The 22,633-nt window shown below is 39.2% G+C and carries 18 protein-coding genes, 1 pseudogene and 1 riboswitch; of the genes and pseudogenes, 12 read left to right on the top strand and 7 right to left on the bottom strand.

Going from position 1 to position 22,633, the window contains the following annotated elements; all coding sequences use genetic code 11:
- Window positions 1-404 precede the first annotated feature (404 nt).
- A complete protein-coding gene (locus HX062_RS15085; protein WP_286467978.1) occupies window positions 405-941 on the top strand; it encodes a GNAT family N-acetyltransferase in 537 nt (178 codons plus the stop codon).
- Between the two features lie 87 nt (window positions 942-1,028).
- Window positions 1,029-2,072, top strand: a complete 1,044-nt coding sequence (locus HX062_RS15090; RefSeq protein WP_286467980.1) for a GNAT family N-acetyltransferase — start codon at window positions 1,029-1,031, stop codon at window positions 2,070-2,072.
- Window positions 2,073-2,889: 817 nt separating this feature from the next.
- On the opposite strand, the gene HX062_RS15095 is transcribed toward HX062_RS15090, so the two are convergent.
- Window positions 2,890-3,390, bottom strand: a complete 501-nt coding sequence (locus HX062_RS15095; protein ID WP_182628451.1) for an outer membrane protein — start codon at window positions 3,388-3,390, stop codon at window positions 2,890-2,892.
- A gap of 139 nt (window positions 3,391-3,529) precedes the next feature.
- Window positions 3,530-3,635, top strand: a riboswitch (SAM-I-IV-variant riboswitch).
- A gap of 83 nt (window positions 3,636-3,718) precedes the next feature.
- Between HX062_RS15095 and HX062_RS15100 the strand changes: the two genes are divergently transcribed.
- From HX062_RS15100 to HX062_RS15120, 5 genes are all read left to right on the top strand, one after another.
- Window positions 3,719-5,011 (top strand): Na+/H+ antiporter NhaC family protein, encoded by a 1,293-nt coding sequence (locus HX062_RS15100; protein ID WP_286467981.1) that lies wholly within the window; start codon window positions 3,719-3,721, stop codon window positions 5,009-5,011.
- Window positions 5,012-5,076: 65 nt separating this feature from the next.
- The gene (gene fabG, locus HX062_RS15105) at window positions 5,077-5,823 is read left to right on the top strand and encodes a 3-oxoacyl-[acyl-carrier-protein] reductase (protein WP_182628453.1); all 747 of its coding nucleotides are present in this window, start codon (window positions 5,077-5,079) and stop codon (window positions 5,821-5,823) included.
- A 258-nt stretch (window positions 5,824-6,081) separates the two neighbouring features.
- Entirely contained in the window at window positions 6,082-6,870 is a 789-nt protein-coding gene (locus HX062_RS15110) for a class I SAM-dependent methyltransferase (protein WP_182628454.1), read from the top strand.
- Between the two features lie 13 nt (window positions 6,871-6,883).
- Window positions 6,884-7,429 carry a putative glycolipid-binding domain-containing protein gene (locus HX062_RS15115; protein WP_286467982.1) on the top strand — a complete coding sequence of 182 codons (546 nt, stop codon included), beginning with the start codon at window positions 6,884-6,886 and terminating at the stop codon, window positions 7,427-7,429.
- A 348-nt stretch (window positions 7,430-7,777) separates the two neighbouring features.
- Window positions 7,778-9,301 (top strand): LbetaH domain-containing protein, encoded by a 1,524-nt coding sequence (locus HX062_RS15120; protein ID WP_286467983.1) that lies wholly within the window; start codon window positions 7,778-7,780, stop codon window positions 9,299-9,301.
- A 234-nt stretch (window positions 9,302-9,535) separates the two neighbouring features.
- Here HX062_RS15120 and HX062_RS15125 read toward each other — a convergent pair whose 3' ends face one another.
- Both HX062_RS15125 and HX062_RS15130 read right to left on the bottom strand, forming a co-directional pair.
- Entirely contained in the window at window positions 9,536-10,342 is an 807-nt protein-coding gene (locus HX062_RS15125) for a DUF4197 domain-containing protein (protein ID WP_182628460.1), read from the bottom strand.
- A gap of 27 nt (window positions 10,343-10,369) precedes the next feature.
- Window positions 10,370-10,903, bottom strand: a complete 534-nt coding sequence (locus tag HX062_RS15130) for a DUF7935 family protein (protein ID WP_182628461.1) — start codon at window positions 10,901-10,903, stop codon at window positions 10,370-10,372.
- A gap of 119 nt (window positions 10,904-11,022) precedes the next feature.
- Between HX062_RS15130 and HX062_RS15135 the strand changes: the two genes are divergently transcribed.
- From HX062_RS15135 to sucC, 3 genes are all read left to right on the top strand, one after another.
- A complete protein-coding gene (locus HX062_RS15135) occupies window positions 11,023-13,362 on the top strand; it encodes an ATP-dependent helicase (protein WP_286467985.1) in 2,340 nt (779 codons plus the stop codon).
- Between the two features lie 28 nt (window positions 13,363-13,390).
- Entirely contained in the window at window positions 13,391-14,011 is a 621-nt protein-coding gene (locus HX062_RS15140) for an L-threonylcarbamoyladenylate synthase (protein WP_182628463.1), read from the top strand.
- A gap of 147 nt (window positions 14,012-14,158) precedes the next feature.
- Window positions 14,159-15,352 carry an ADP-forming succinate--CoA ligase subunit beta gene (gene sucC / locus HX062_RS15145; protein WP_182628464.1) on the top strand — a complete coding sequence of 398 codons (1,194 nt, stop codon included), beginning with the start codon at window positions 14,159-14,161 and terminating at the stop codon, window positions 15,350-15,352.
- 63 nt (window positions 15,353-15,415) lie between these two features.
- Here the strand turns inward: sucC and clpB are convergent, their stop codons facing one another.
- A complete protein-coding gene (clpB, locus tag HX062_RS15150) occupies window positions 15,416-18,001 on the bottom strand; it encodes an ATP-dependent chaperone ClpB (RefSeq protein WP_286467986.1) in 2,586 nt (861 codons plus the stop codon).
- A gap of 158 nt (window positions 18,002-18,159) precedes the next feature.
- Between clpB and ytxJ the strand changes: the two genes are divergently transcribed.
- Window positions 18,160-18,498 (top strand): bacillithiol system redox-active protein YtxJ, encoded by a 339-nt coding sequence (gene ytxJ, locus HX062_RS15155; RefSeq protein WP_182628466.1) that lies wholly within the window; start codon window positions 18,160-18,162, stop codon window positions 18,496-18,498.
- 325 nt (window positions 18,499-18,823) lie between these two features.
- On the opposite strand, the gene HX062_RS15160 is transcribed toward ytxJ, so the two are convergent.
- Both HX062_RS15160 and HX062_RS15165 read right to left on the bottom strand, forming a co-directional pair.
- A complete protein-coding gene (locus HX062_RS15160) occupies window positions 18,824-19,897 on the bottom strand; it encodes an alpha/beta hydrolase (RefSeq protein WP_286467987.1) in 1,074 nt (357 codons plus the stop codon).
- A 73-nt stretch (window positions 19,898-19,970) separates the two neighbouring features.
- A complete protein-coding gene (locus HX062_RS15165) occupies window positions 19,971-20,435 on the bottom strand; it encodes a GNAT family N-acetyltransferase (protein ID WP_286467988.1) in 465 nt (154 codons plus the stop codon).
- Window positions 20,436-20,546: 111 nt separating this feature from the next.
- Here HX062_RS15165 and HX062_RS15170 point away from each other — a divergent pair, with 111 nt between their 5' ends.
- On the top strand, window positions 20,547-22,328 hold the full coding sequence (locus tag HX062_RS15170; RefSeq protein ID WP_182628468.1) for an ABC transporter ATP-binding protein: 1,782 nt from the start codon (window positions 20,547-20,549) through the stop codon (window positions 22,326-22,328).
- 12 nt (window positions 22,329-22,340) lie between these two features.
- Here the strand turns inward: HX062_RS15170 and HX062_RS15175 are convergent.
- Window positions 22,341-22,633, bottom strand: a pseudogene (locus HX062_RS15175) (hypothetical protein); the annotation flags it as partial.

The raw sequence follows: 22,633 nt of genomic DNA on the forward strand, positions 1-22,633 counted from the left end.
ACAGGGACTCGAACCCTGGCGACCGTTACCAGTCGACAGATTAGCAATCTGCTCCGTTACCACTCCGGCACCTCTCCTGAAAACTGAGGTATTCCTCATTTTTACTGGAGCAAACATACTATTAGTTTTTATTTTATGCAAATAAAAATAGAGAGAAAATAGGAGGTAAAGCACTCCTTTTTTTTACTGCATTAAGTATGAGCCTACTAGGAATGAAAAAAAAGCTTACAAAAAAAACATTTTTTTTCTTATCTGTCAATTTAAGGGGCTTGACGACCGAAAAGAACGGTAATTTTAAAGGGAAGAACCGCCTTTCTCTTTAAATTATCACTTATATTTGTATCTGAAATTAAATAAAGCTGATTATTGAACCTAATTTTTAGCCCAATTGAATCAAACAGTATATGAAATTTGATACAACCCTGACTTTTTCAAGTGATCGCTTGAAGTTCATCATCGTAAATGAACAATATGTAGACGATATTTTTAGAGAATTAACGCCTACTGTAGCAAAATATTTACCTTTTACTCCCACACAAAAAAAAGAAGATACCTTCGGTTTTGTCGCCTATAGCTTAGGGCAACTAGAAAAACAACAAGATATTACTTTGTTGGCAACTGATCGCCAAACTGGAGAATTTATTGGCTGCTGTGGAATCCACGACATCAATGAAGAATCCATTTCACTGGGTATCTGGTTAAAAGAAAGCGCAAGCGGCAAGGGGTACGGTAAAGAAATTATCAAAGCCCTAGAGCAGTTTGTATCTGATCATATGACGGTGGACTACCTGATTTATAATGTAGATCAAGACAATAAAGGAAGCATCAATATTGCTGAAAAATTAGGCTATGTCTATCATCATAGTTTTGTGCGAAATATTAGCGAAGAAAAAATATTGAATATGCTACAGTATCGCAAAGATAACCCCTCAAAGAAGTAACATACTCAAATAAAAACAGTATTTTGTAAAAGTTCAGCTTGATTCATCGAATTAAACTGAACTTTTTTGTATTAATCGCCTACACAGATGAAAAATAATCCCATAGCTGAGGTAGAAAACTACCTAAACCAGCCTATCTTAACAGCCGAAGAAAGAGAAAGAGGTGACTTGTTTTTAGCCATTACCCGTGGAGAATGCAATTGGTCTAATCTATTGCTTTCCGTGGAAACAGCTTCGCAAATAGCTGTTTTAGATTCTTATATTCTACCGCTCTTGTTGGAAGACTACCATCAAACCACAACTGTACTTGAACGCGAGGTGCAATTGCGACTCTTGCGGGCCTATGTACAGCTCATGGGGAAAGATTGGAACCTCTATCGAAAGGAAACTTCCCTAAAAGCTTATCCATGGCCGGAAAGTGGGACAAAAACTCAAATTGGAGATAAAGAAGAGACAGCAAAGTACGCCTGGGTTCAACTGCTGCATATCTTACTTATTGATAGAGAGAAGATAGAAGAAGCACAAACGTTCAACCTCATTCAAGAAGGGATAAAGCAAGAAGTACTCTTAATTTTGAATATGCTCGAGCCCCAGGAGAGAACGGTATTTCCCGAAACCCAACAATGGGAGCATCAAGATTTGTGCTTCCGCAAGATTACAACAGCAGATGCGCCATTGCTACAGCGGCATTTTACCCCCGCAGTAGGACAATATTTGAGTATAGATTCCTTTGCACATCCCTTGTTGGTTGCCGAATACATCCGACAATCTCAATTGGAAATGAAAGAAGGAAGTTGCTTGGTGTTGTTGGTTTTTGAAAAACAAGGAAACGCCTTCATTGGTTGTGTAACCATTAATGATATCAATCTACATACGGCTGAAATTGGATTGTGGGTTACTGAAAAACAACAAGGAAAAGGCTATGGAACACATTTGTTACAACAAGTACTGTCTATTATAGCAGCACGTATTCCTACCAAAAAGATTCTTTATACGGTCGAAAAAGAAAACCAACGCAGTATCAACCTCTGTGAGAAATTCGGATTCCAATATACTCGAGCGTTTATCTTAGAACCTACACCCCTCAAAAATAAGTATAGGGAGATGATTCAATATACTAAAAGTCGCTGATGGGGGGGGGGATTTGTTATTTGCGCGGTTTGTTATTTGCGCGGTTTGCACGTTGCGCGGTTTGCACGGTTTGTTAGTTGAACGGTTTGTAAGATAATTGTGCTTTGCAACGAGCAACGAGCAACGAACGAAGAGCAACGAGCAACGAACGAAGAGCGACGAGCAACGAAATCTGTGCGGTTTATCTCACCTAGTTTATATTTTGTTTTGGTGTTCGATGAATCTACGATTTGTTATTTGTGCGGTTTGTTATTTGCGCGGTTTGCACGGTTTGTTAGTTGAACGGTTTGTAAGATAATTGTGCTTTGCGACGAACGAAGAGCAACGAACGAAGAGCGACGAACGAAGAGCGACGAGCAACGAGCATCGAACGAAGAGCGAAGAGCGACGAGCAACGAAATCTGTGCGGTTTATCTCACCTAGTTTATATTTTGTTTTGGTGTTCGATGAATCTACGCTACGCTACGATTTGCGCGGTTTGTTATTTGCGCGGTTTGCACGGTTTATCTCACCTAGTTTATATTTTGTTTTGGTGTTCGATGAATCTACGCTACGCTACGATTTGCACGGTTTGTTAAATATTTTCATTTGTAAGATAATTGTGCTTCACAAAGAGCAAAGAGCAACGAGCGAAGAGCAAAGAGCAAAGAGCAAAGAGCAATGAAATCTGGGCGGTTTGATACAGTGTGTTTATTTAGATCATTCCATCGTATTGGCTCATCTTTAATCGGCTCGTCAACCGTTACCTGTAAACTAAAATAGCGAGGAAAACCTCGCTATTTCATATCGTTATTAAGAGAAAAGAGAAAACTATTTTTTAGAATTTATAGCGTACAGCTACACCAAAGTCGATGTAGAGTCCGTCGCGATACGAGTCGTTTAAGTACAGTTCAGGACGGGCATCCAAAGCAAGTTGCAAGGGAATTTCATCAAAGGTATACTCTATACCCACTGTACCTGTAATCAAACCAAATGTACCATTGTCTTTGTATCGCTTGCCAGAGCGACCGTAATACTTATAACTGTAATTTCCTACAGCTGCACCAACACCTGCATACCAATCAAAGTTACCTTCAATATTCCACACCCATTGGTATATACCCGTAATCTTTGTGGCGTTATAGTCATCGTTGTTTCTAAAACCTAGATCCAACTCTAAACGATTGTTTTTGGATAAATTGCGTTGGTATGATATCTCAGTACCCAATCCAGCGTTTCCGCCAAAGCGCAATCCTATCGCATTTTTAGGTCCAGACTGCGCAAGAGAAGCAGTCGTTAATAATCCCGCTAATCCCAGTGTAAGCAGTAGTTTTCTCATTTCGTATTGTATTTTTTTGTTAGGGCAACAAAAGTAAGTAATATCTAGTAGGATTAAAAAAAAGGCCACATAAATTGAATAAAAAGAAAAAATATATCTTTTCTGTTGTCAGTTTTAAATAATGGTTTTACTTTTGTGACTCAATTATCAGGAATTTTTCTAAAAACAAGTAGAAAAATAGCAACCTGCAACAACAAGCAAGGTGCTCCAAAGGATAAGCCAGTCATGGAAAAAATGTTGATCTACCTCTCGTGGGTATACTTGCTGTACTATATTTTTTCAATGGATATCTTACCATTACTTGTTTTTAGATATAAAAACTAAATATATGTCAGAAAACAAATTGTACACCCTCATTCCTTTTTTTGTTTTTGTCGCTGTTTTTCTAGGAAGTGGAATAGCCTTAGACAACTTTTATCAATTGCCATCACCTATTGCTATTAGCGTAGGAATAATTACGGCTTTTGTCTTGTTTTATAAAACCCCAATGAAAGAACGCATCACTGCACTTATTGATGGATGTAGTGATAGTAAAATCATCACCATGTGTTTGATTTATCTCTTAGCCGGTGCCTTTGCTGCTATCACCAAAGCGATTGGTGGAGTAGAGGCGATGGTGAATATTGGCCTGCACTTTATTCCTGTGGCTTATTTAGGTGTAGGAATCTTTATTATTGCTTGTTTTCTTTCTCTTTCTATTGGTACTTCTGTGGGTACTATTGTAGCTTTGGGACCTATTGTGGTTGGATTAGCAGAGAAAACGGGTAGCTCTATGGGGCTGCTTTGTGGTGCCCTATTAGGGGGAGCTATGTTTGGCGATAATTTGTCCCTTATTTCCGATACAACCATCACCGCTACACAAACATTAGGCTGTGAAATGAAAGATAAGTTTAGAGCTAACTTCAAACTTGCCATACCTGCAGCACTATTAACCGTTGGCGTGCTCTTTTTTATGAAAAACGATGCAACTAATGTCGCCTTGGATTTGAGTGAAAAGACCAATTATATCTTGTTGATTCCCTATATACTAACCATTGTATTGGCTTTGGTCGGTATAGATGTATTTATCGCGCTTTTTATGGGTATCCTAGGGGCGGGAATCATCGGTTTAGTTCGCACTGATTTTGACCTAGTCGGATTGGCTAATCACACCTATCTCGGATTTACTTCTATGACCGAAATCTTCCTTTTGTCTATGTTGACAGGTGGATTGGCGCGTATGATCGAGCGTCAAGGAGGATTGGCGTGGATTTTAAGCAGTATGAGAAGCAAAATTAAAACCTCAAAAGGTGCCGTATTTGGCATCGCTTCCCTCGTATCAGGAGTGGGAATCTGTATGGCCAATAATACGGTGTCTATCCTCGTAGTCGGAAATCTCGCCAATGATGTAGCTGATGAATATAAGCTCAATCGCCCCTATGTGGCTTCAGTCCTCGATATCTTCGCTTGTATTATTCAAGGAATCCTGCCATATGGAGCGCAAATCCTGATCTTATTGGGCTTTACAGAAAAAAAATTAGGCTTTATTGAACTAGTCACTCATGGATATTACTTCCTCTTTCTGCTCCTAACTACCTTGTTTTATATGGTCTTTTTTAGAAAAGAAGTACAAACAGTTTAAAAAATTCAGTCTCGAATTACAAATTGTTTATATTTGCCCTTTGTCAAAACAAAATTGAATCATACATGAAATTATTAGAAGGAAAAATAGCAATTATTACCGGTGCTACACGTGGAATCGGAAGAGGTGTAGCTTTAGCATTTGCTGAACAAGGCGCTAACGTAGCATTTACCTATAGTTCATCGGTACAAGCAGCGGATGAATTAGTAAGTGAACTCGTAGCTTTAGGTGTTCAAGCAAAAGGATATCAATCAAATGCAGCTGAATACAATGCAGCGGAACAATTGGTGGAAGAAGTTTTAAAAGACTTTGGTAATATTGATGTTTTAATTAATAATGCAGGTATCACAAAAGATAACTTATTGATGAGAATGTCTGAACAAGACTTCGACGCAGTAATTGAAGTAAACTTGAAGTCTGTATTTAACATGACCAAAGCAGTACAACGCACCATGTTGAAAAATAGAAAGGGTTCTATTATCAATATGAGTTCAGTTGTAGGGGTAAAAGGAAATGCAGGACAAGCAAACTATGCAGCATCAAAAGCAGGGGTAATAGGATTCTCTAAATCAGTAGCCTTAGAATTAGGATCAAGAAATATTCGTTGTAACGTTATTGCACCAGGATTTATCGAAACGGAGATGACAGGCAAATTAGCAGAAGATGTAGTAAAAGGATGGACAGATGCCATTCCTTTAAAACGAGGGGGAAGACCAGAAGACGTTGCGAATGCATGTGTGTTCTTAGCTTCAGAATTATCTGCTTATATTACAGGACAAGTAATCAATGTGGATGGGGGAATGTTAACCTAATCCAAGGAAAAGATAAATGTATAAGGGAGGGTACAAGGTCGACTTGTACCCTCCCTTTTTTTTGTTTTTTGCCTCCTCTTTTTTTGATTATAATAGGGCTTACAACCAGACTATTACCGTTGTTTAAGCGAGTAGTTCAAGGAGAAAAAGACGTGTAAATATGACGAAGTGCGAAAAAAATATTTGATTTATATAATAAAAAAGGATAATTTTAAATGGCGGTTGAACTAAATTAACTGCTGTTTATTCGAACTATCATTGAAAGATTTTATAAAACACAATCAAGCAGCCTGGGACAGCCAAGCCAAAGCAAATGCTCCTTGGTCTCAGCCAGTCAGCAGTGCCTTAGTAAAACAAGCTAAACAAGGAATAGCGGACTTGTATGTCCTACCTACCAGCCTAGACAAAAATTGGTTAGGCGATGTCAAAGGAAAAAAAGTACTGTGTTTAGCATCGGCTGGTGGCCAACAAGGCCCTATACTAGCTGCCTTAGGCGCAGAAGTAACCGTCTATGATTTATCAGAAGAACAATTGCAGAAAGATCGAGAGGTGGCGGAAAGAGATCAGTTAGATATACAAACCATACAAGGGGATATGCGTGATCTTCACCTATTTGAAAACGACTATTTTGACCTAATTGTTCACCCAATTTCTAATTTATATGTCGATGATGTTACAAAAGTTTGGGAAGAGTGTTACCGCGTGTTAAAAACTGGCGGAAAACTTATCAGTAGCTTTTACAATCCCGTCGTGTTTGTAGAAGACCGACAAGCAGCCGTAAAAGCACAAGGATTGATCCAACCCAAATACAAAATCCCTTATGCTGATCAAACCGATTTGTCTCCCGCTGAATTACAGCAAAAAATGGAGAAAGGTGAGGCCCTTGTGTTTGGCCACTCCCTCAAAGACCTGATCGGAGGACAAACGCGTGCCGGATTTGCTATTACCGCCTATGACGAGGCCTGGCAACCCAATCCGCGATTTACAATAGATACATTTATTCCCACATTTATTGCAACGCTTAGTGTTAAATTAAATAATTTATAGTTTCTTGAAGCATATGGAAAAAAAACGCAGTTGGTTAGGTATTGATTCTATATCCGTGGAACATTTTACTGCCATCGAAAAAGAAGGAAGCTTTCACTGTAAAGGTGAATTAGTAGGAAATAAAAACAATCGCATTTACGGCGTAGAGTACCAGGTGGTTACTACCTCCCAATGGGAGACTCGTTTCTTTGATATTCGCTGTCAAGAAGGGCATCGCCATTTTCAATTAAGTGGTCATAAATTAAATGACCAATGGATTATTGATGAACAAGAATATCCTCATTTCAACGAATGCCTCGATATTGATATTGCTGTAACTCCTTTTACCAATACATTGCCTATCAATCGATTGAATATGGCTGTGGGCGAATCAAAAATAATTCCCGTACTCTATATTAATCCTTTAGAAGAGAATTTTACCCTCGTTCAACAAGAGTATACTAAACTATCCGAAAATACCTACCACTATAAAAATATTTGGAGTGATTTCGAAGCGACCATTACCCTCGATGAGGAGGGCTTTGTAACGGAATACCCCGGTCTGTTTAAAGTGATCTAACTATAAGATTAAGAGCTGTCTGTTTTGGAGAGCTCTTTTTTTTTGCTTCCTCAAGGGATGATAAACACTTCAATAATCTATCAAGTATTCCATTTTTTTAAATGTATTGTCTTTTTGTTAATTATTTTATTGGGTGATCTTTGTTTTAACGATATGTCGTGGATTTGAACTGTTTTTTGAAATATTTTTACTTTGTCTTCTAAGTGGAGGTACAGCCCTTTACTGAGGCTGTCTTGGTTGTGGAAGATATTTAGGTTGTTAAAATGATACAAGTATTTTGTAACTAATCTAAAAAAGAGATGTTTTTCTATTAGAGCGAAATAAGGTGAAATTCAAAAAGTTATGGAGATGAGTAAGTACAAAATAACCAATGAATCCATGGAGTATAATGGCTACCTGCTTTGGCGTATAGAGTGTTTGAAAACGCGTAGAAAAGGAGGGTGGGTTGAAAGTGAGCTAAATTTAAGTCAGACAGGAAGTTCGTGGATTGCAGACAACGCCAAGGTATATGGTGAAGCGGCTATATTAGACAATGCCGTAGTCAGCGGGAATGCTGAGGTATTTGGTGCAGCGCGAATTACGGCAGAGGCACAAGTATACGGCAATGCCGTGGTTTCGGATTATGCCATTGTCACGGCTAGTGCTCAGGTCTACGACGAGGCATCAGTAGAAGATTCAGCTCAGATATATGGCAATGCTACTATTTGTGGCAATGCCTTAGTTTCTTCCTACGCCAAAGTATATGATTATGCTTCTGTCGAAGGTTCAGCCCAAATATATGACAATGTACATGTGTATGGGCATGCAACAATTAAAGACCGCGCCTACCTCTACAAAGATGCCCACGTCAAGGGAAACACCATTGTGTCTAATAACGAACGCGTAGGAGAAAATCTATACAATTGGGAGGATGTCAATGCCTTGTCAATGTTGAAGATAAGTATGGTAGACGGCAGTAAAACGGCAGTGCTTTACGCGAATGGAAAGCATCAAGTTGCCATTAAAATTAGTTTAGAGGCCCGAGACAAAGCGGGTTTTTCCATTGGCATACCCGCTAAAGAAATTATGGAACATATCGAATTTGTCGATGAGGAGAATAACCCCATTCAACTCAAGCTAAGCTATTCTGATCAGGCGGGATTGTACGTCTATCCCCCAACAGAAGAGCTCATACAACAAAGGACAGGCCCAGTTTCGTCTGCCGTACTTTATCTCGCTATACACGAATACACCAAAGAATTTAGACTCTGTGTGCGGTCGAAGGTCAAACAGTGGTCTCAAGATCAGAATATACAAAGAATCAAACGCGTGGAATATACCACCTCTAAGGAGTTTAACTACAGTGCGATCCCACCGGATTACATTGCCGTTAAAGTACTGCCTAAACGACAATTTACCCAAGAAAATATACGCGTTCAAACGTTTACTGAGCTAGACGTTAACGGCATCCCAAACTCCAAGCTAACGAAATACTATGTACAGTTTAATGCACAAGATGGTTTGTTCATTCGACATAGCTCTTGTATTCCGAGGAAATGGTTTCACTACAGACAATTGGGAATATACAAAGGCTGTACCATATCTACAGATCACAGCTTTTCAGCGGATGACAATGCAGTATTTACAGCTAAATTTGAGTTTACCTCTAGTAAGTTCAGAAAAGTAATGGCGAAGAACCACGAGGTAGAAGGCTTGTGCTTTTGGGTATACCAAGCATGGGAAGGGCTCGTATGGTCCTATTACGAATGGGGAGGAGAAATGTATTTTTCCCTATTTGATCAATGCGGAAACGAAGCCAGTCTTATTGCACACGCAGGCGAAGAAGAGCAACTGCATTTTTTCGTGCGCATGGAAGAATTTAATCACGGATAATTAGGTAATGGATTTAATCGATATGATGTGAAGTAGTATAAGAGTAGTATAAATCGATTGATTTTCGTAATATACTGTTGGTTTTGAATTAAAAAAAGGAACATTGTGCTCCAATGCTCCTTTAATTATCAACTAACTTTAACTGCTTCTTTAAGAAATCAATATTATGACACAAATGTCCGTTTTTCTTTCAAAATGCATATTACGGTTAGGTTATGTGATTGTTATAGTTCGTTACTCAAATAAATCGAACAAACTTTTTTTCTTTTCTTTCTTAGGCGCAGTTTTCTTTCCTGAATCCGTTGTTTTTGTGGATGTGGTATTTGCAGTATTGTCTTGTTTGCTGAATACATCTTTCAATAAGGTTGTAGATCTTGCATCCTGTTTATTTCCGCGGATATTGTTTTCCTCCACAGCAATCATAGTAAACACGCCTTCCATGGTTTTCTCCGTTACATAATTAGTCAAATCTGGATTGACAGGAGAAACCAAAGGCAAACTGTTGTATTTGGTAAAAATGCCTTCCCAAGCAGTTGTAGCTCCTACTTTTGATAGGGACTCCTCAATGATTGGAGCAAATTTAACAGCGAGTTGTTTGGAGGTTTTTTCCTTTAAATACGCAGTGGCAGAAGACTGTCCGCCAAGGAGAATATTAGCAGCGTCCGTAAAGGTCAACTCTTTAATTGCCTGTACAAAAATAGGGGTTGCTTCTTCTACCGCGCTTTCCGCTGCTCTGTTTAACAGCTGTAAGCCTTGATCTGCCACACTTCCCATTCCCATTGAGCGTAGGGTTTTATCTACTTTTTGCAATTCATCTGGCAGCATGATCTTTACCATTTCATTCTTGAAGAATCCGTTGGGTTTAGCAAGTTGACTCACTTGTTCTTGAATCCCCTTGTCTAACGCTTCTTTCAATCCTTTTCCAATCTGATCTTGGGATAAATTGCCCAATACACTACCTAATTTACTCTGAGCATTTGCGGTGTAATTGGTTCCTAAAACACCAAGTAACAAACATGCGCTTATCAAAATTCTTCTCATTATTGTTCTAATTATTAAATTGATTTACTATAAGTTATGTTTGGTCTCTTCTCTCACGGCTCGCACTAGAATGTCCACTTTGCTTTGGACATTTACCGATTCGTTCAACAAGAGATTTTGAAGCAACAAGGCCGAAGTTACCTCTGGTGACTTTGCCGTTTGTTGAATCGTACTAATAAGGGTGTTTTTGGTATGTACAACAATAGCCCATAGCTCTTCGGATACGTAGAGCTGTTGTGTGACATTGTATTCAAATTCTTGTTCGAGGTGTTGAACCAACAAATGAGCATACGCCTGAGGATCGCTACTCACTGGTTGTACGCGTAGAATCAACTTCTTTAGATCGCTGCGCTCGGCATAGAGCACCAAGCGCTCACACGCCTGCAACTTCAATGCTTTGCTGTCAATACCCGTGTCTTTTGCGGTCAACTCTTTAATGATAAAGTAATCCCGTTTGGATTGTCTTTCAACGATATTTTGAAAAAATATATAAGACAAACCCGCTACGACTAAAGCCGGTACAATATATTGAAGCGATACAAGAATAATATTTAGATCCATGAAATATAAGTTTGAACAAAAGTAATACTATTTGATTAAGATAAGACGCTTTAATAGAAACAAAACTTGTTATAAAGTAATAGTAGTTGTAATTTTGGCTTTTTACGGTTATAGACACTATGCAAAGTTATATTGATCAACTTAATGAAGCTCAAAGAGCACCTGTATTACAGAAGGATGGCCCAATGATTGTGATTGCTGGAGCAGGTTCAGGAAAAACAAGAGTATTGACCTTGCGAATTGCATATCTGATGCACCAAGGCGTGGATGCCTTTAATATTCTCTCTTTAACGTTTACCAACAAAGCCGCGCGAGAGATGAAAAATCGAATCGCACAAATTGTGGGAAGCAGCGAAGCCAAAAACTTGTGGATGGGTACCTTTCACTCCGTTTTTGCTCGGTTATTGCGTGCAGAGGCGGATCATTTGGGATACCCAAGTAACTTTTCTATTTACGACTCTCAAGATAGTCAACGATTAATCGGTCAGATTATCAAAGAGTTACAACTTGATAAAGACATCTATAAACCCAAAGAAGTAGCAAGCCGTATTTCAACCTATAAAAATAACTTGGTGACCGTTAAAGCCTATTTTAACGATGCCGAACTTCAAGAAGCCGACGCAATGAGCAAACGCCCGCGTATCGGTGAAATATACGAACACTATGTTGAGCGCTGTTTTAAAGCTGGAGCCATGGATTTCGATGATTTACTGCTCAAAACCAACGAACTATTAACCCGTTTTCCCGACGTATTGGCCAAGTATCAGGACCGCTTCCGCTATATCTTAGTAGATGAGTATCAAGATACCAATAACTCACAGTACCTCATTGTACGCGCTTTATCAGACCGCTTTCAAAATATCTGTGTGGTAGGGGATGACGCTCAAAGTATCTATGCGTTCCGCGGGGCAAACATCAACAATATCCTGAATTTCCAAAAGGACTTTGACAACGTACAGCTGTATCGCTTAGAGCAAAATTACCGCTCGACAAGAAATATCGTAGAAGCAGCTAATACCATTATTGACAAGAATAAAGTCAAGTTGGAAAAAGTTGTGTGGACAGATAACGATTTTGGACCTAAGATTAAGGTACACCGCTCATTAACTGACGGTGAAGAAGGTCGTTTTGTCGCGTCTACTATTTTTGAAGAAAAAATGCAAAATCAAAAAAATAACAGCGATTTTGCTATTCTATACCGTACTAATGCACAGTCGCGTGCTATGGAGGATGCCTTGAGAAAAAGAGATATTCCCTATCGCATATACGGCGGATTATCCTTCTATCAACGCAAGGAAATTAAAGATGTATTGAGCTATTTGCGCTTGATTATCAACCCCAAAGACGAAGAAGCGCTCGTTCGCGTGATCAATTACCCGGCAAGGGGAATTGGCGCCACCACTTTAGATAAATTAACAATCGCTGCCAACCACTACAAACGCTCAATTTTTGAAGTGATGAGTCATATTGATAAAATTGACTTGAAAATTACGGCAGGGACAAAAAATAAACTAACGGACTTTGTCAACATGATCAAAGCCTTTCAAGCGCTTGAGGAAACCAAAGATGCCTATGAAATGGTTGAGCATGTAGTGAAAAAAACAGGGTTTGTACAAGAACTGCGCAAAGACACTACACCTGAAGGTATTACTCGTATGGAAAACATAGAGGAATTGCTCAATGGTATTAAGGATTTTATTGAAGGACAACGCGAAATCGACGGTGCAAGAGGTGCTTTATCTGAATTTTTGGAAGATGTTGCCCTAGCAACCGATTTAGACAAAGATACAGGAGATGATGATCGCGTGGCTTTGATGACGATTCACTTGGCAAAAGGACTAGAATTTCCTACTGTTTTCTGTGTAGGTATGGAAGAAGATCTCTTTCCAAGTGCAATGAGTAGCAGCACGCGAACAGAATTAGAAGAAGAACGCCGTTTGTTTTACGTGGCCTTAACACGTGCAGAACACCAAGCATATCTGACCTACGCTCAATCGAGATACCGTTGGGGAAAACTAGTCGATTGTGATCCCTCGCGTTTTATTCAAGAGATTGACGATCAATACTTGGAATTTCTCACTCCCGTAGAAACGAATTACCGCTATACACCTAAAATAGATGCGGATATCTTTGGCGATGTGGACAAAAGTAAATTGCGCTTGTCTAAACCCGTAAAAGGAACACCACCAGCCTATTTAAAAAATGACGAAGAACCCGTGATGGATCGCAATATCCGCAAACTTAAGCCCGTTAATGCATCTGCTGCTGGAAGTCAAGCAAGCAATGCCGCTAACAGCGGTCTGGTTGAAGGACAACGCGTCATGCACGAACGTTTTGGCCAAGGTACCATTCTCAACCTAGAAGGAGCAGGAGCAGACCGAAAGGCAGAAATCAACTTCGACGTCGGGGGAATTAAAAAATTATTACTGCGATTTGCGAAGCTTCAAGTTTTAACGTAAATTGTATAAAACAATAAAAATCAAAGATATGGCACAGTTTGTAAAGATATATCCAGAAAATCCGAACGAAAAGGAAATAAATAAGGTAGTAGAAGTGCTGCGCAATGGCGGTTTAATTATCTATCCAACGGATACTGTATATGGTTTGGGATGTGATATCACCAATACCAAAGCACTCGAACGCATTGCACGTATTAAAGGAATCAAATTGGATAAAGCCAATTTTTCTTTTGTATGCCACGATTTGAGTAATATATCGGATTATATCAAACAAATTGATACCGCAACCTTCAAAATATTGAAGAAAGCACTGCCAGGTCCTTATACCTTTATTCTACCCGGGAATAACAACTTGCCTAAAGAGTTTAGAAAGAAAAAAACAGTGGGTATACGCGTGCCCGATAACAATATCGCAAGAGAAATCGTACGCCGACTCGGAAATCCCATTGTGTCGACTTCAATCTACGACGAAGATGAAATTTTAGAGTATACCACAGATCCTGAATTGATCCAAGAAAAATGGGACAATATCGTTGACTTAATTATAGACGGAGGATATGGTGATAATCAGGCATCTACCGTAATCGACTTGTCGGGAATTGAACCAGAAATAATAAGAGAAGGAAAAGGTTCGATTGATATTTTCTAAATTATACGAATACAAAACAAATATTTTTTAAATTTAATAAAGTCAAATCCAAGAATAAATAGGACATATGCAGAATTAAATTAGGGAAATTCAAACCTAATTATTATTTTTGTATCTGTTTATTTTTAAAGCTAAACGTATTACACTATGAATTTACATGAATTTCAAGGTAAAGAAATATTAGCTAGCTACGGAGTTAGAGTACAACGTGGTTTAGTAGCTAACAACGCAGATGAAGCTGTTGAAAAAGCAAAACAACTTACAGAAGAAACTGGTACAAGTTGGTATGTAGTAAAAGCTCAAATCCATGCTGGGGGAAGAGGTAAAGGAGGAGGAGTAAAGTTAGCTAAGAACTTAGATGAAGTAAAAGAGCTAGCTGGAAAAATCATCGGAATGGATTTAATTACTCCACAAACTCCACCTGAAGGGAAAAGAGTGAATAGAGTATTAGTAGCTGAAGATGTTTACTATCCAGGGGAAAGCGAAACGAGTGAGTTCTATATGTCTGTTTTATTAGACCGTGCTAAAGGTAGAAATATGATTATGTATTCTACTGAAGGAGGAATGGATATCGAAGAAGTTGCTGAGAAAACTCCACATTTAATTTTCAAAGAAGAAATCGATCCTGCAGTAGGATTACAAGGTTTCCAAGCAAGAAGAATTGCATTTAACTTAGGTTTATCTGGTAATGCATTCAAAGAAATGGTTAAATTCGTTGACGCATTGTACAATGCTTACATCGGAAGTGACTCTTCTATGTTCGAAATTAACCCTGTATTAAAAACGTCTGACGATAAAATCTTAGCAGTTGATGCTAAAGTAACTATCGATGACAACGCATTATACAGACAAAAAGTATATGCTGAATACAGAGATATTACAGAAGAGCGTCCTATCGAAGTTGAAGCTAAAGAAGCAGGGTTAAACTATGTAGATTTAGATGGAACTGTAGGATGTATGGTTAACGGTGCTGGTTTAGCAATGGCTACGATGGACTTAATCAAATATGCAGGTTTCGAACCAGCAAACTTCTTAGACGTAGGAGGAACAGCAGACGCTAAACGCGTTGAAATCGCTTTCCGTATTATCTTAAAAGATCCAAACGTAAAAGCAATCTTAATCAACATCTTCGGAGGAATCGTTCGTTGTGACCGTGTAGCTCAAGGAGTTGTAGATGCTTACAGAAACATGGGTGACGATATTAAAGTGCCTATCATTGTGCGTCTTCAAGGAACAAACGCTGAGTTAGCAAAAGAATTGATCGATCAATCAGGTATGCCAATTTTATCAGCTGTAGCTTTCCAAGAAGCAGCAGATCAAGTAAAAGCAGCTTTATCTTAATTCGATAAACTCAAACATAAAAAAAAGCAGTAAACCTAAGTTTACTGCTTTTTTCATTCTATCTTATTTATTTCTGAAAACTAGCTCGTCGTTAAAGGAATCTAAGAGAATCATACTCTCGGCTTTGACATGACCAGCCAAAATTTCTTTGGATAGTTTGTTCAACACTTCGCGTTGTACTACGCGTTTTACCGGTCGTGCACCAAATTGAGGATCATAACCTTTACGCGCTAAAAACGCTTTAGCTTCTTGGGTCGCTTCTAAATGAATACTTTGTTCATTCAACATCTTCATCACCCCTTGCAATTGAATATCGACAATTTGAAGGATATTTTCTTGCGTAAGCGGGGTAAACATAACCACCTCATCAATTCGGTTTAAGAACTCTGGACGTACCGATTGTTTTAACACGTTCAGCACTTCTTCTTTCGCCTCTTCTGACGCTTGTTCTATTGAGGTCGCTTGCTCGAATTTCTCCTGTATGATGTGACTACCCATGTTTGAAGTCATAATGATGATGGTGTTTTTGAAATCCGCTAAACGCCCTTTGTTATCCGTTAATCGTCCCTCATCCAATACCTGAAGCAAAATGTTAAACGTATCCGGATGGGCTTTTTCAATTTCATCTAACAATACAACAGAATAGGGTTTTCTACGTACCGCCTCTGTCAGCTGTCCTCCTTCATCATAGCCCACATATCCTGGAGGTGCACCAACCAAACGACTCACACTGTGGCGTTCGCTATACTCACTCATATCTATACGCGTCATCGCATTTTCATCGTCAAACAAATAGACCGCTAAGGCTTTGGCTAGCTCCGTTTTACCAACCCCCGTTGTTCCTAGGAATAGGAAGGAACCAATAGGTTTCTTTGGATCTTGTAAGCCTGCACGACTTCTTCGTACCGCATCGCTAATCGCTTCAATAGCCTCCTCTTGTCCTACTACGCGTTTGTGTAACTCCTCCTCTAAGTGCAAGAGTTTTTCACGCTCACTTTGTAGCATTTTGGTTACCGGTACGCCCGTCCACTTCGCTACTACTTCTGCAATATCATCACTGGTTACTTCCTCTTTAATTAACGAATGCCCCTTCTGATTTTCCTCTAACTGCGCTTGTGCCTTTTCTAGCTCTTCTTGGGCTTCTTTTATTTTGCCGTATCTCAATTCCGCTACTTTTCCATAATCCCCCTCACGTTCCGCTTTTTCTGCTTCTAACTTAAAGGTTTCAATCTCTTGCTTACAGAATTGTACGCGGTCAACTACTTCTTTTTCTGATTGCCATTTAGCGAAAATCTCATTGCGCTCCTCTTTTATATTGGCCACTTCCAAGCCAAGCAACTTTAATTTATCTTCGTCATTTTCGCGTTTAATCGCCTCGATTTCAATTTCCAATTGCATGATTTTGCGATCTAATACATCGAGTTCTTCTGGCTTTGAGTTAATCTCCATGCGCAATTTAGCCGCTGCCTCATCCATCAAGTCAATCGCTTTATCGGGCAAGAAACGGTTGGTAATATAGCGTTCGGATAAATTCACCGCTGCAATAATAGCCTCGTCTTTGATGCGCACCTTGTGGTGAGCTTCGTATTTCTCTTTAATTCCACGTAAAATCGAAATGGCACTCTCTGTATCTGGCTCATCGACAATCACCTTTTGGAATCGACGCTCTAATGCTTTGTCCTTTTCAAAATACTTTTGGTACTCATCCAGGGTTGTCGCTCCTATAGAACGCAACTCTCCACGTGCCAATGCTGGTTTTAAGATATTTGCCGCATCCATGGCACCATCACCACCTCCAGCACCAACTAAGGTGTGAATCTCATCGATAAACAAAATAATCTGACCCTCTGATGTTGTAACTTCTTTGACCACCGATTTCAATCGCTCCTCAAATTCCCCTTTGTATTTCGCACCAGCAATTAATGCACCCATGTCCAAGGAGAAAATCTGTTTGTCCTTTAAGTTTTCAGGTACGTCTTGTTGTATAATACGGTGAGCTAAACCTTCAGCAATGGCGGTTTTACCCACACCAGGCTCACCGATCAACATCGGGTTGTTTTTGGTGCGTCGACTCAAGATTTGTAGCACACGACGTATTTCTTCGTCACGGCCAATGACAGGGTCTAACTTTCCTTCATACGCCAATTGTGTTAAGTTGTTGGCGTATTTATTTAGTGAATTGTATGTGTCTTCTGCAGATGCTGATGTCACACGAGCGCCATTGCGGATCTCCAGAATAGCCGCTTCCAATTGTTTTTCAGTAACACCTTGATCTTTTAGCATTTGAGCAACCGTACTCTTCGATTTGAAGATGGCCAATAGCAAATGCTCTATAGAAACGTATTCGTCTTTCATTTTTGTTCCTATAACTTGTGCCTCTGTCAATACAGTTGCAGTTTCTCTGGATAGCCCAATTTGACCACCCTCAACTTTGGCAAAACGCTGTATACTCGCATCCAATGCCGCAGTAAACGCATCTAAATTAACATTGAGCTTCTTTAAAATAAATGGAGTCACATTCTCGTCTACTTCTAAAATAGCCTTGAAAAGGTGCTCATTCTCGATTTGTTGCTGCCCCAACCCTTGCACAAGTACCTGTGCGCGCTGTAAGGCTTCTTGCGACTTTATTGTAAAATTATTCAAGTTCATATTTTTTTTTTTAGTTGTTGTACTCTACTTTTTACAAGATGCGTTCCAATTCTAAATTTAAGACTTTCTGTCCAAAAAAAACACTATATTTGTATGAATTGGTGACAAAAAGTCATAAAGAGAATGAATATCGTACAATTTAACTGAAAAAATGTCTTATGAATTGGATTGAACTTACAGAAACTACTACTTTGTCGGAATTAGTAGCACATGCAACAAGTAAACCGTATATAATTTTTAAAAGTAGCCCCACCTGTTACATTAGCAAAATGGCGCTAAAAAACTTTGAGCGTTCTTTTACTAATCCAACACAAGTGGATTGCTATATGGTGGATGTGAAAAAGGATCGATTGGTTTCACTAGATATTGCGGATCGCTTTCAAGTGCAACATGAATCCCCACAGTTGCTGATCATAGCAGATGGCAAAGTGGTCTATCACACCTCTCACGAAGGAATTGATGCCGCAGCTACTGAAAAGTTACTCTTGCGTTTATAAACGACCGACAAAATATTATGTATAGGCTGTTTGTCTTATCCTGCCAATTGGGTACAATTAAAGGAGGAAGAAACATGCTTTTCAAGAAATAAAAATCATTTACATTTGAACAATAAAAAAAGGGTAACCAGAACGAGGTCACCCTTTTTTGCCTTATGACACTGCATAAAACTAGGAAACAACTTTACCTGTGTATCAAATGGGGACTTTTTGTAAAAGGCAATGACAACAAATAACTTTGATTTAGGTTGAGCAACCTAGTTTTTTTGGGTGAATCTTCTCAATCTTTGAGTGAGCAGTAGGTTTGTTGCTAAGAAAGAGCAAATTACTTTGCTTTTCCTATCGTACTGTTGGGGTATAGACGCAGCGTATACGCTATAAAATAATCGACAATTTCACTGGCTCCTTGCTTGTCGTAGTAAGAAACAATATACTTGAGATAAGTCTCACTTGGGTGAAACTCAAAATGCAGGTTTTTGCTCAATTGCGCAAAAGATGTTTCTACCAGTTGGGGATTGTTTTGAATGTCCTTAAAGTTTAGCGGATAATCCTCGAAAATATAGCGCAAACCATCCAAATTACCCTTCATAGGAATACTTCCATGGTTTTCACCTTCATATTGTTCATAGCGGTAGGTCAACCCTTTTAGGGAATGCTCTTGCACAAAGGTATTAAAAGCCTTAATAGCACTGTAGTGATCCTCTAAATGACCTTTGTTCTCGCTATCGCCCACTTGGGTTAAAAACAATTTGCGGTGTTTAAAATCTTGCTGTTGGTTCGCTTGATACTGCTGGAGTATAAAAGTATCATCCCACCAAATACTAGGATCGTGCACAATATAAGCCTGAAACATATCCGTATAATGAAGCAAATTATGCAAGGCAGTAATTCCTCCAAATGAATGCCCAACCAGTATCGCATAACCGTTTGTTCTAAATTGCTGTTGCACAAAAGGTTTTAATTCCTCTGCTATGAATTGAAAGAATGCTGCATTACCTCCAGTTTCGCCTTTGATTTTGGCCTTTTGTTCTGCTGTCATTGTATGCTCCTTGCGCGTTGAAGGCGTTAGATCTCGCGTGCGATTGGTATTGACTATCCCAACAACAATCATCTCCGGTATAGAAGGATAGGGGTATTTAGACAGTTTTTCAATATAGGCAGTAAAGTAGTTGAAATTGCTTTCGCTATCAAGTAAGTAAATTACCGGATAAGCTTGTGGTGTTAAGCTGCTATCCGCATAGCTCTTGGGTAAGTAGATTTGTATTTTTCGTTCTTCCCCTAATACGTCAGAGGATAATTCATACTCTTGTCCTACAACAATAGGCGTTTGTGCATTAGTGAAAGTAGAAGTAAAGGCTAGGCTACCCACACACAACATACGCAAAAGCAATAATTTCATTCTTTATCTTTATTTGTTACAATAAGCAAAGATAATTGTTTATATTTATTCTAAATAAATAAGTGAATAAAATCTAGTCTAATCGGTAGCGCAGGGTAGTATGAACAGGTTCAAATTCTTGTTCCACATAAAGTTTTAGTGCTTCGGTGTTTTGTTTGAGTACCATAAGCTCGATATAATCTACCTTTTTCTGGGATGCCCATGCTTTTACAGCCTGTATGAGTTGTTTGCCTATTCCTCGATTGCGATAGGCTTCTTCCACATACAGATCGGCAAAGTTGAGATAGCGGTGGGAAACGAAGCATTCGTAAGGCAGGGTGTGCTCAATAAATAGGGCTGTCATGCCAACCAGATGGTCTTGGTCCACCGCAAGGATAAACGTACTTTCATCGTCCTCAATGGTTTCTTGTAAAAAAGAAAGCGCTGGGAAATCGGCTTTAAAAGAATAGGGCTGATGGCGTTGCAAATCTGCGAATTGCTTTTGGTAGAGCAATTGAAGGGCTGCCATGTCTTCTACGACGGCTGGACGAATAATCATGATTTATTTTTGTTTTAAATGTACAGTAAAATTTAGAATACTACAGAATCATACCCGTATTTATTGACCCAAGTCAAGAATTATAAGGGAAGAGAACACTACCTTTGTCACATGAATTTAATTGCCATATTAAAAAAAATAAAACCTTTTATACGACCGTATCGCAGCTTAGTGATTGGAACACTACTGTTAACTGCCATCGGTTCCATTGCCGTTCAAGTCAATGCCTTAGTGCTGCGCCATCTGGTCGATGCATTAAGTGCAGTGGTCAACCATGACCAAACAGAAGCCTGGGGATTTCAAGTCTTGCTTTGGTGTAGCCTTATTCTTATTATCAAAGAAATCGCCTTTAGCTGTATTCAATTTGGACAGCGCTTTTTTGGTGAAAAATTGCGAATTTATACCTCACGCGATATTTCTCAACTTGTTGTGGAGCGAATTTTGACCTTTAAAATGGCGTTTTATACCTCCGAAGAAAATGACAGTGGAAAGTTGCAAACGCGTATTGATCAAGGAATTAGTAGTATCACTCGTTTAGTACAAAATTTCTTTATCGATATCTTACCCTTATTTGCCAATGCGATTGTTGCGCTCTTTTTCATTTATTCTGCTAATGTATATGTAGGAATGGTCAGTACAGCAATGATTCCCCTATATTTTTATGTCAGTCAAAATCAAGCCAAAAAACTAAAAGGATACAGACGTAAAATGAGGAGTTATCGCGAGAATAAAAACAACGGTATTATCTCGTTGATCAATTCCATTACCGTGATCAAATCCTTTGTTCGCGAACCTTTAGAATCGCAGAAACACCAGGATATTCAAGTGGATATGACTGAGAATCAATTGCATACTCGAAGGATGAGTTTTGTGTTTGATGCCGTAAAGAGCTTTATCGAACAATTTGGCCTTGTCGTTGTGATTCTGCTAACCGCTTATTTTGTTCTACAAGGACAAATGAGTGTTGGAGCCATCATGTTTCACGTGCTTTTGTTTAACAATGTAACGGCGCCTATCCGGCAACTACACCGCATTTACGACGATGTTAACGATGCAATGATCTATTCTGAAAGCTTCTTTGAAATTATCGAAGCCAACGAAGTAGAAAGCTCAGGGACCTATATTCCCCAAAAAATTAAGGGTCGTATCGAATTGAAACAGGTGTCCTTTCACTATCCAAATGGCACACGCGCTTTAAAAGAGGTGTCTATGCTAATAGAACCCAATAAAACAACCGCTTTAGTCGGTTTGAGTGGAGCAGGGAAGAGCACGGTGATCAATTTATTGGACAAGTTTTATGAACCTAGTCATGGGCAGATTCTCTTGGATGGCATAGATCTCAAAGAATACGATACCAAAGAGTTGCGCAAGCACATCGGACTTGTTTTGCAAAAAAATCATATTTTTCAAGGAAGTATAGCAGAAAATATCCGCTATGGCGATGAAAACGCTTCCTTTGAGGATGTGGTAGATGCTGCAAAAAAAGCGTATATACACGAGCAAATCGTCGATTTGCCACAAGGCTATGAATCCGATGCCCGTTTGTTATCAGGCGGACAACAACAACGCATCGCCATTGCGCGCCTCTTTCTCAAAGATCCCGCCATTATCTTTTTAGATGAACCAACAGCTAGTTTAGACGCTATCGCAACCGAACAAATTAAACGAAGTTTAGACGCCATCAAACAAAATAGAACCGTAATCATCGTTTCCCATAGCATCTCTCAAATTATTGATGCACACAATATTGTGGTTATGGAGAAAGGACAAGTCGTTGAAAGTGGCGTTCACGAAGTCTTGTACGACAATAAACAAACCTATTATGAAATCTTCTCTGCCATGGCGAATAGTTTGAATCTTGAAAAAATCTCACAAACGTTACATGAGGGTTAGATTGGTTTGCAGTTAACGGTTTACGAGGAATTCTCGGATAAAAAGGTTTGGTCTTTTGTAGATCAAACCTTTTTTTTGTTCGTTGCTCTTTGCTCGTCGCTCGTTGCTCTTTGCTCTTCGTTCGATGCTCTTTGCTCTTCGTTCGATGCTCTTTGCTCTTTGCTCTTTGCTCTTTGCTCTTTGCTCTTTGCTCTTTGCTCTTTGCTCTTTGCTCGTTGCTCTTTGCTCGTTGCTCTTTGCTCGTTGCTCTTTGCTCGTTGCTCTTTGCTCGTTGCTCTTTGCTCGTTGCTCTTTGCTCGTTGCTC

This window comes from Myroides sp. DF42-4-2, assembly GCF_030326445.1.
Taxonomy (GTDB): domain Bacteria; phylum Bacteroidota; class Bacteroidia; order Flavobacteriales; family Flavobacteriaceae; genus Flavobacterium.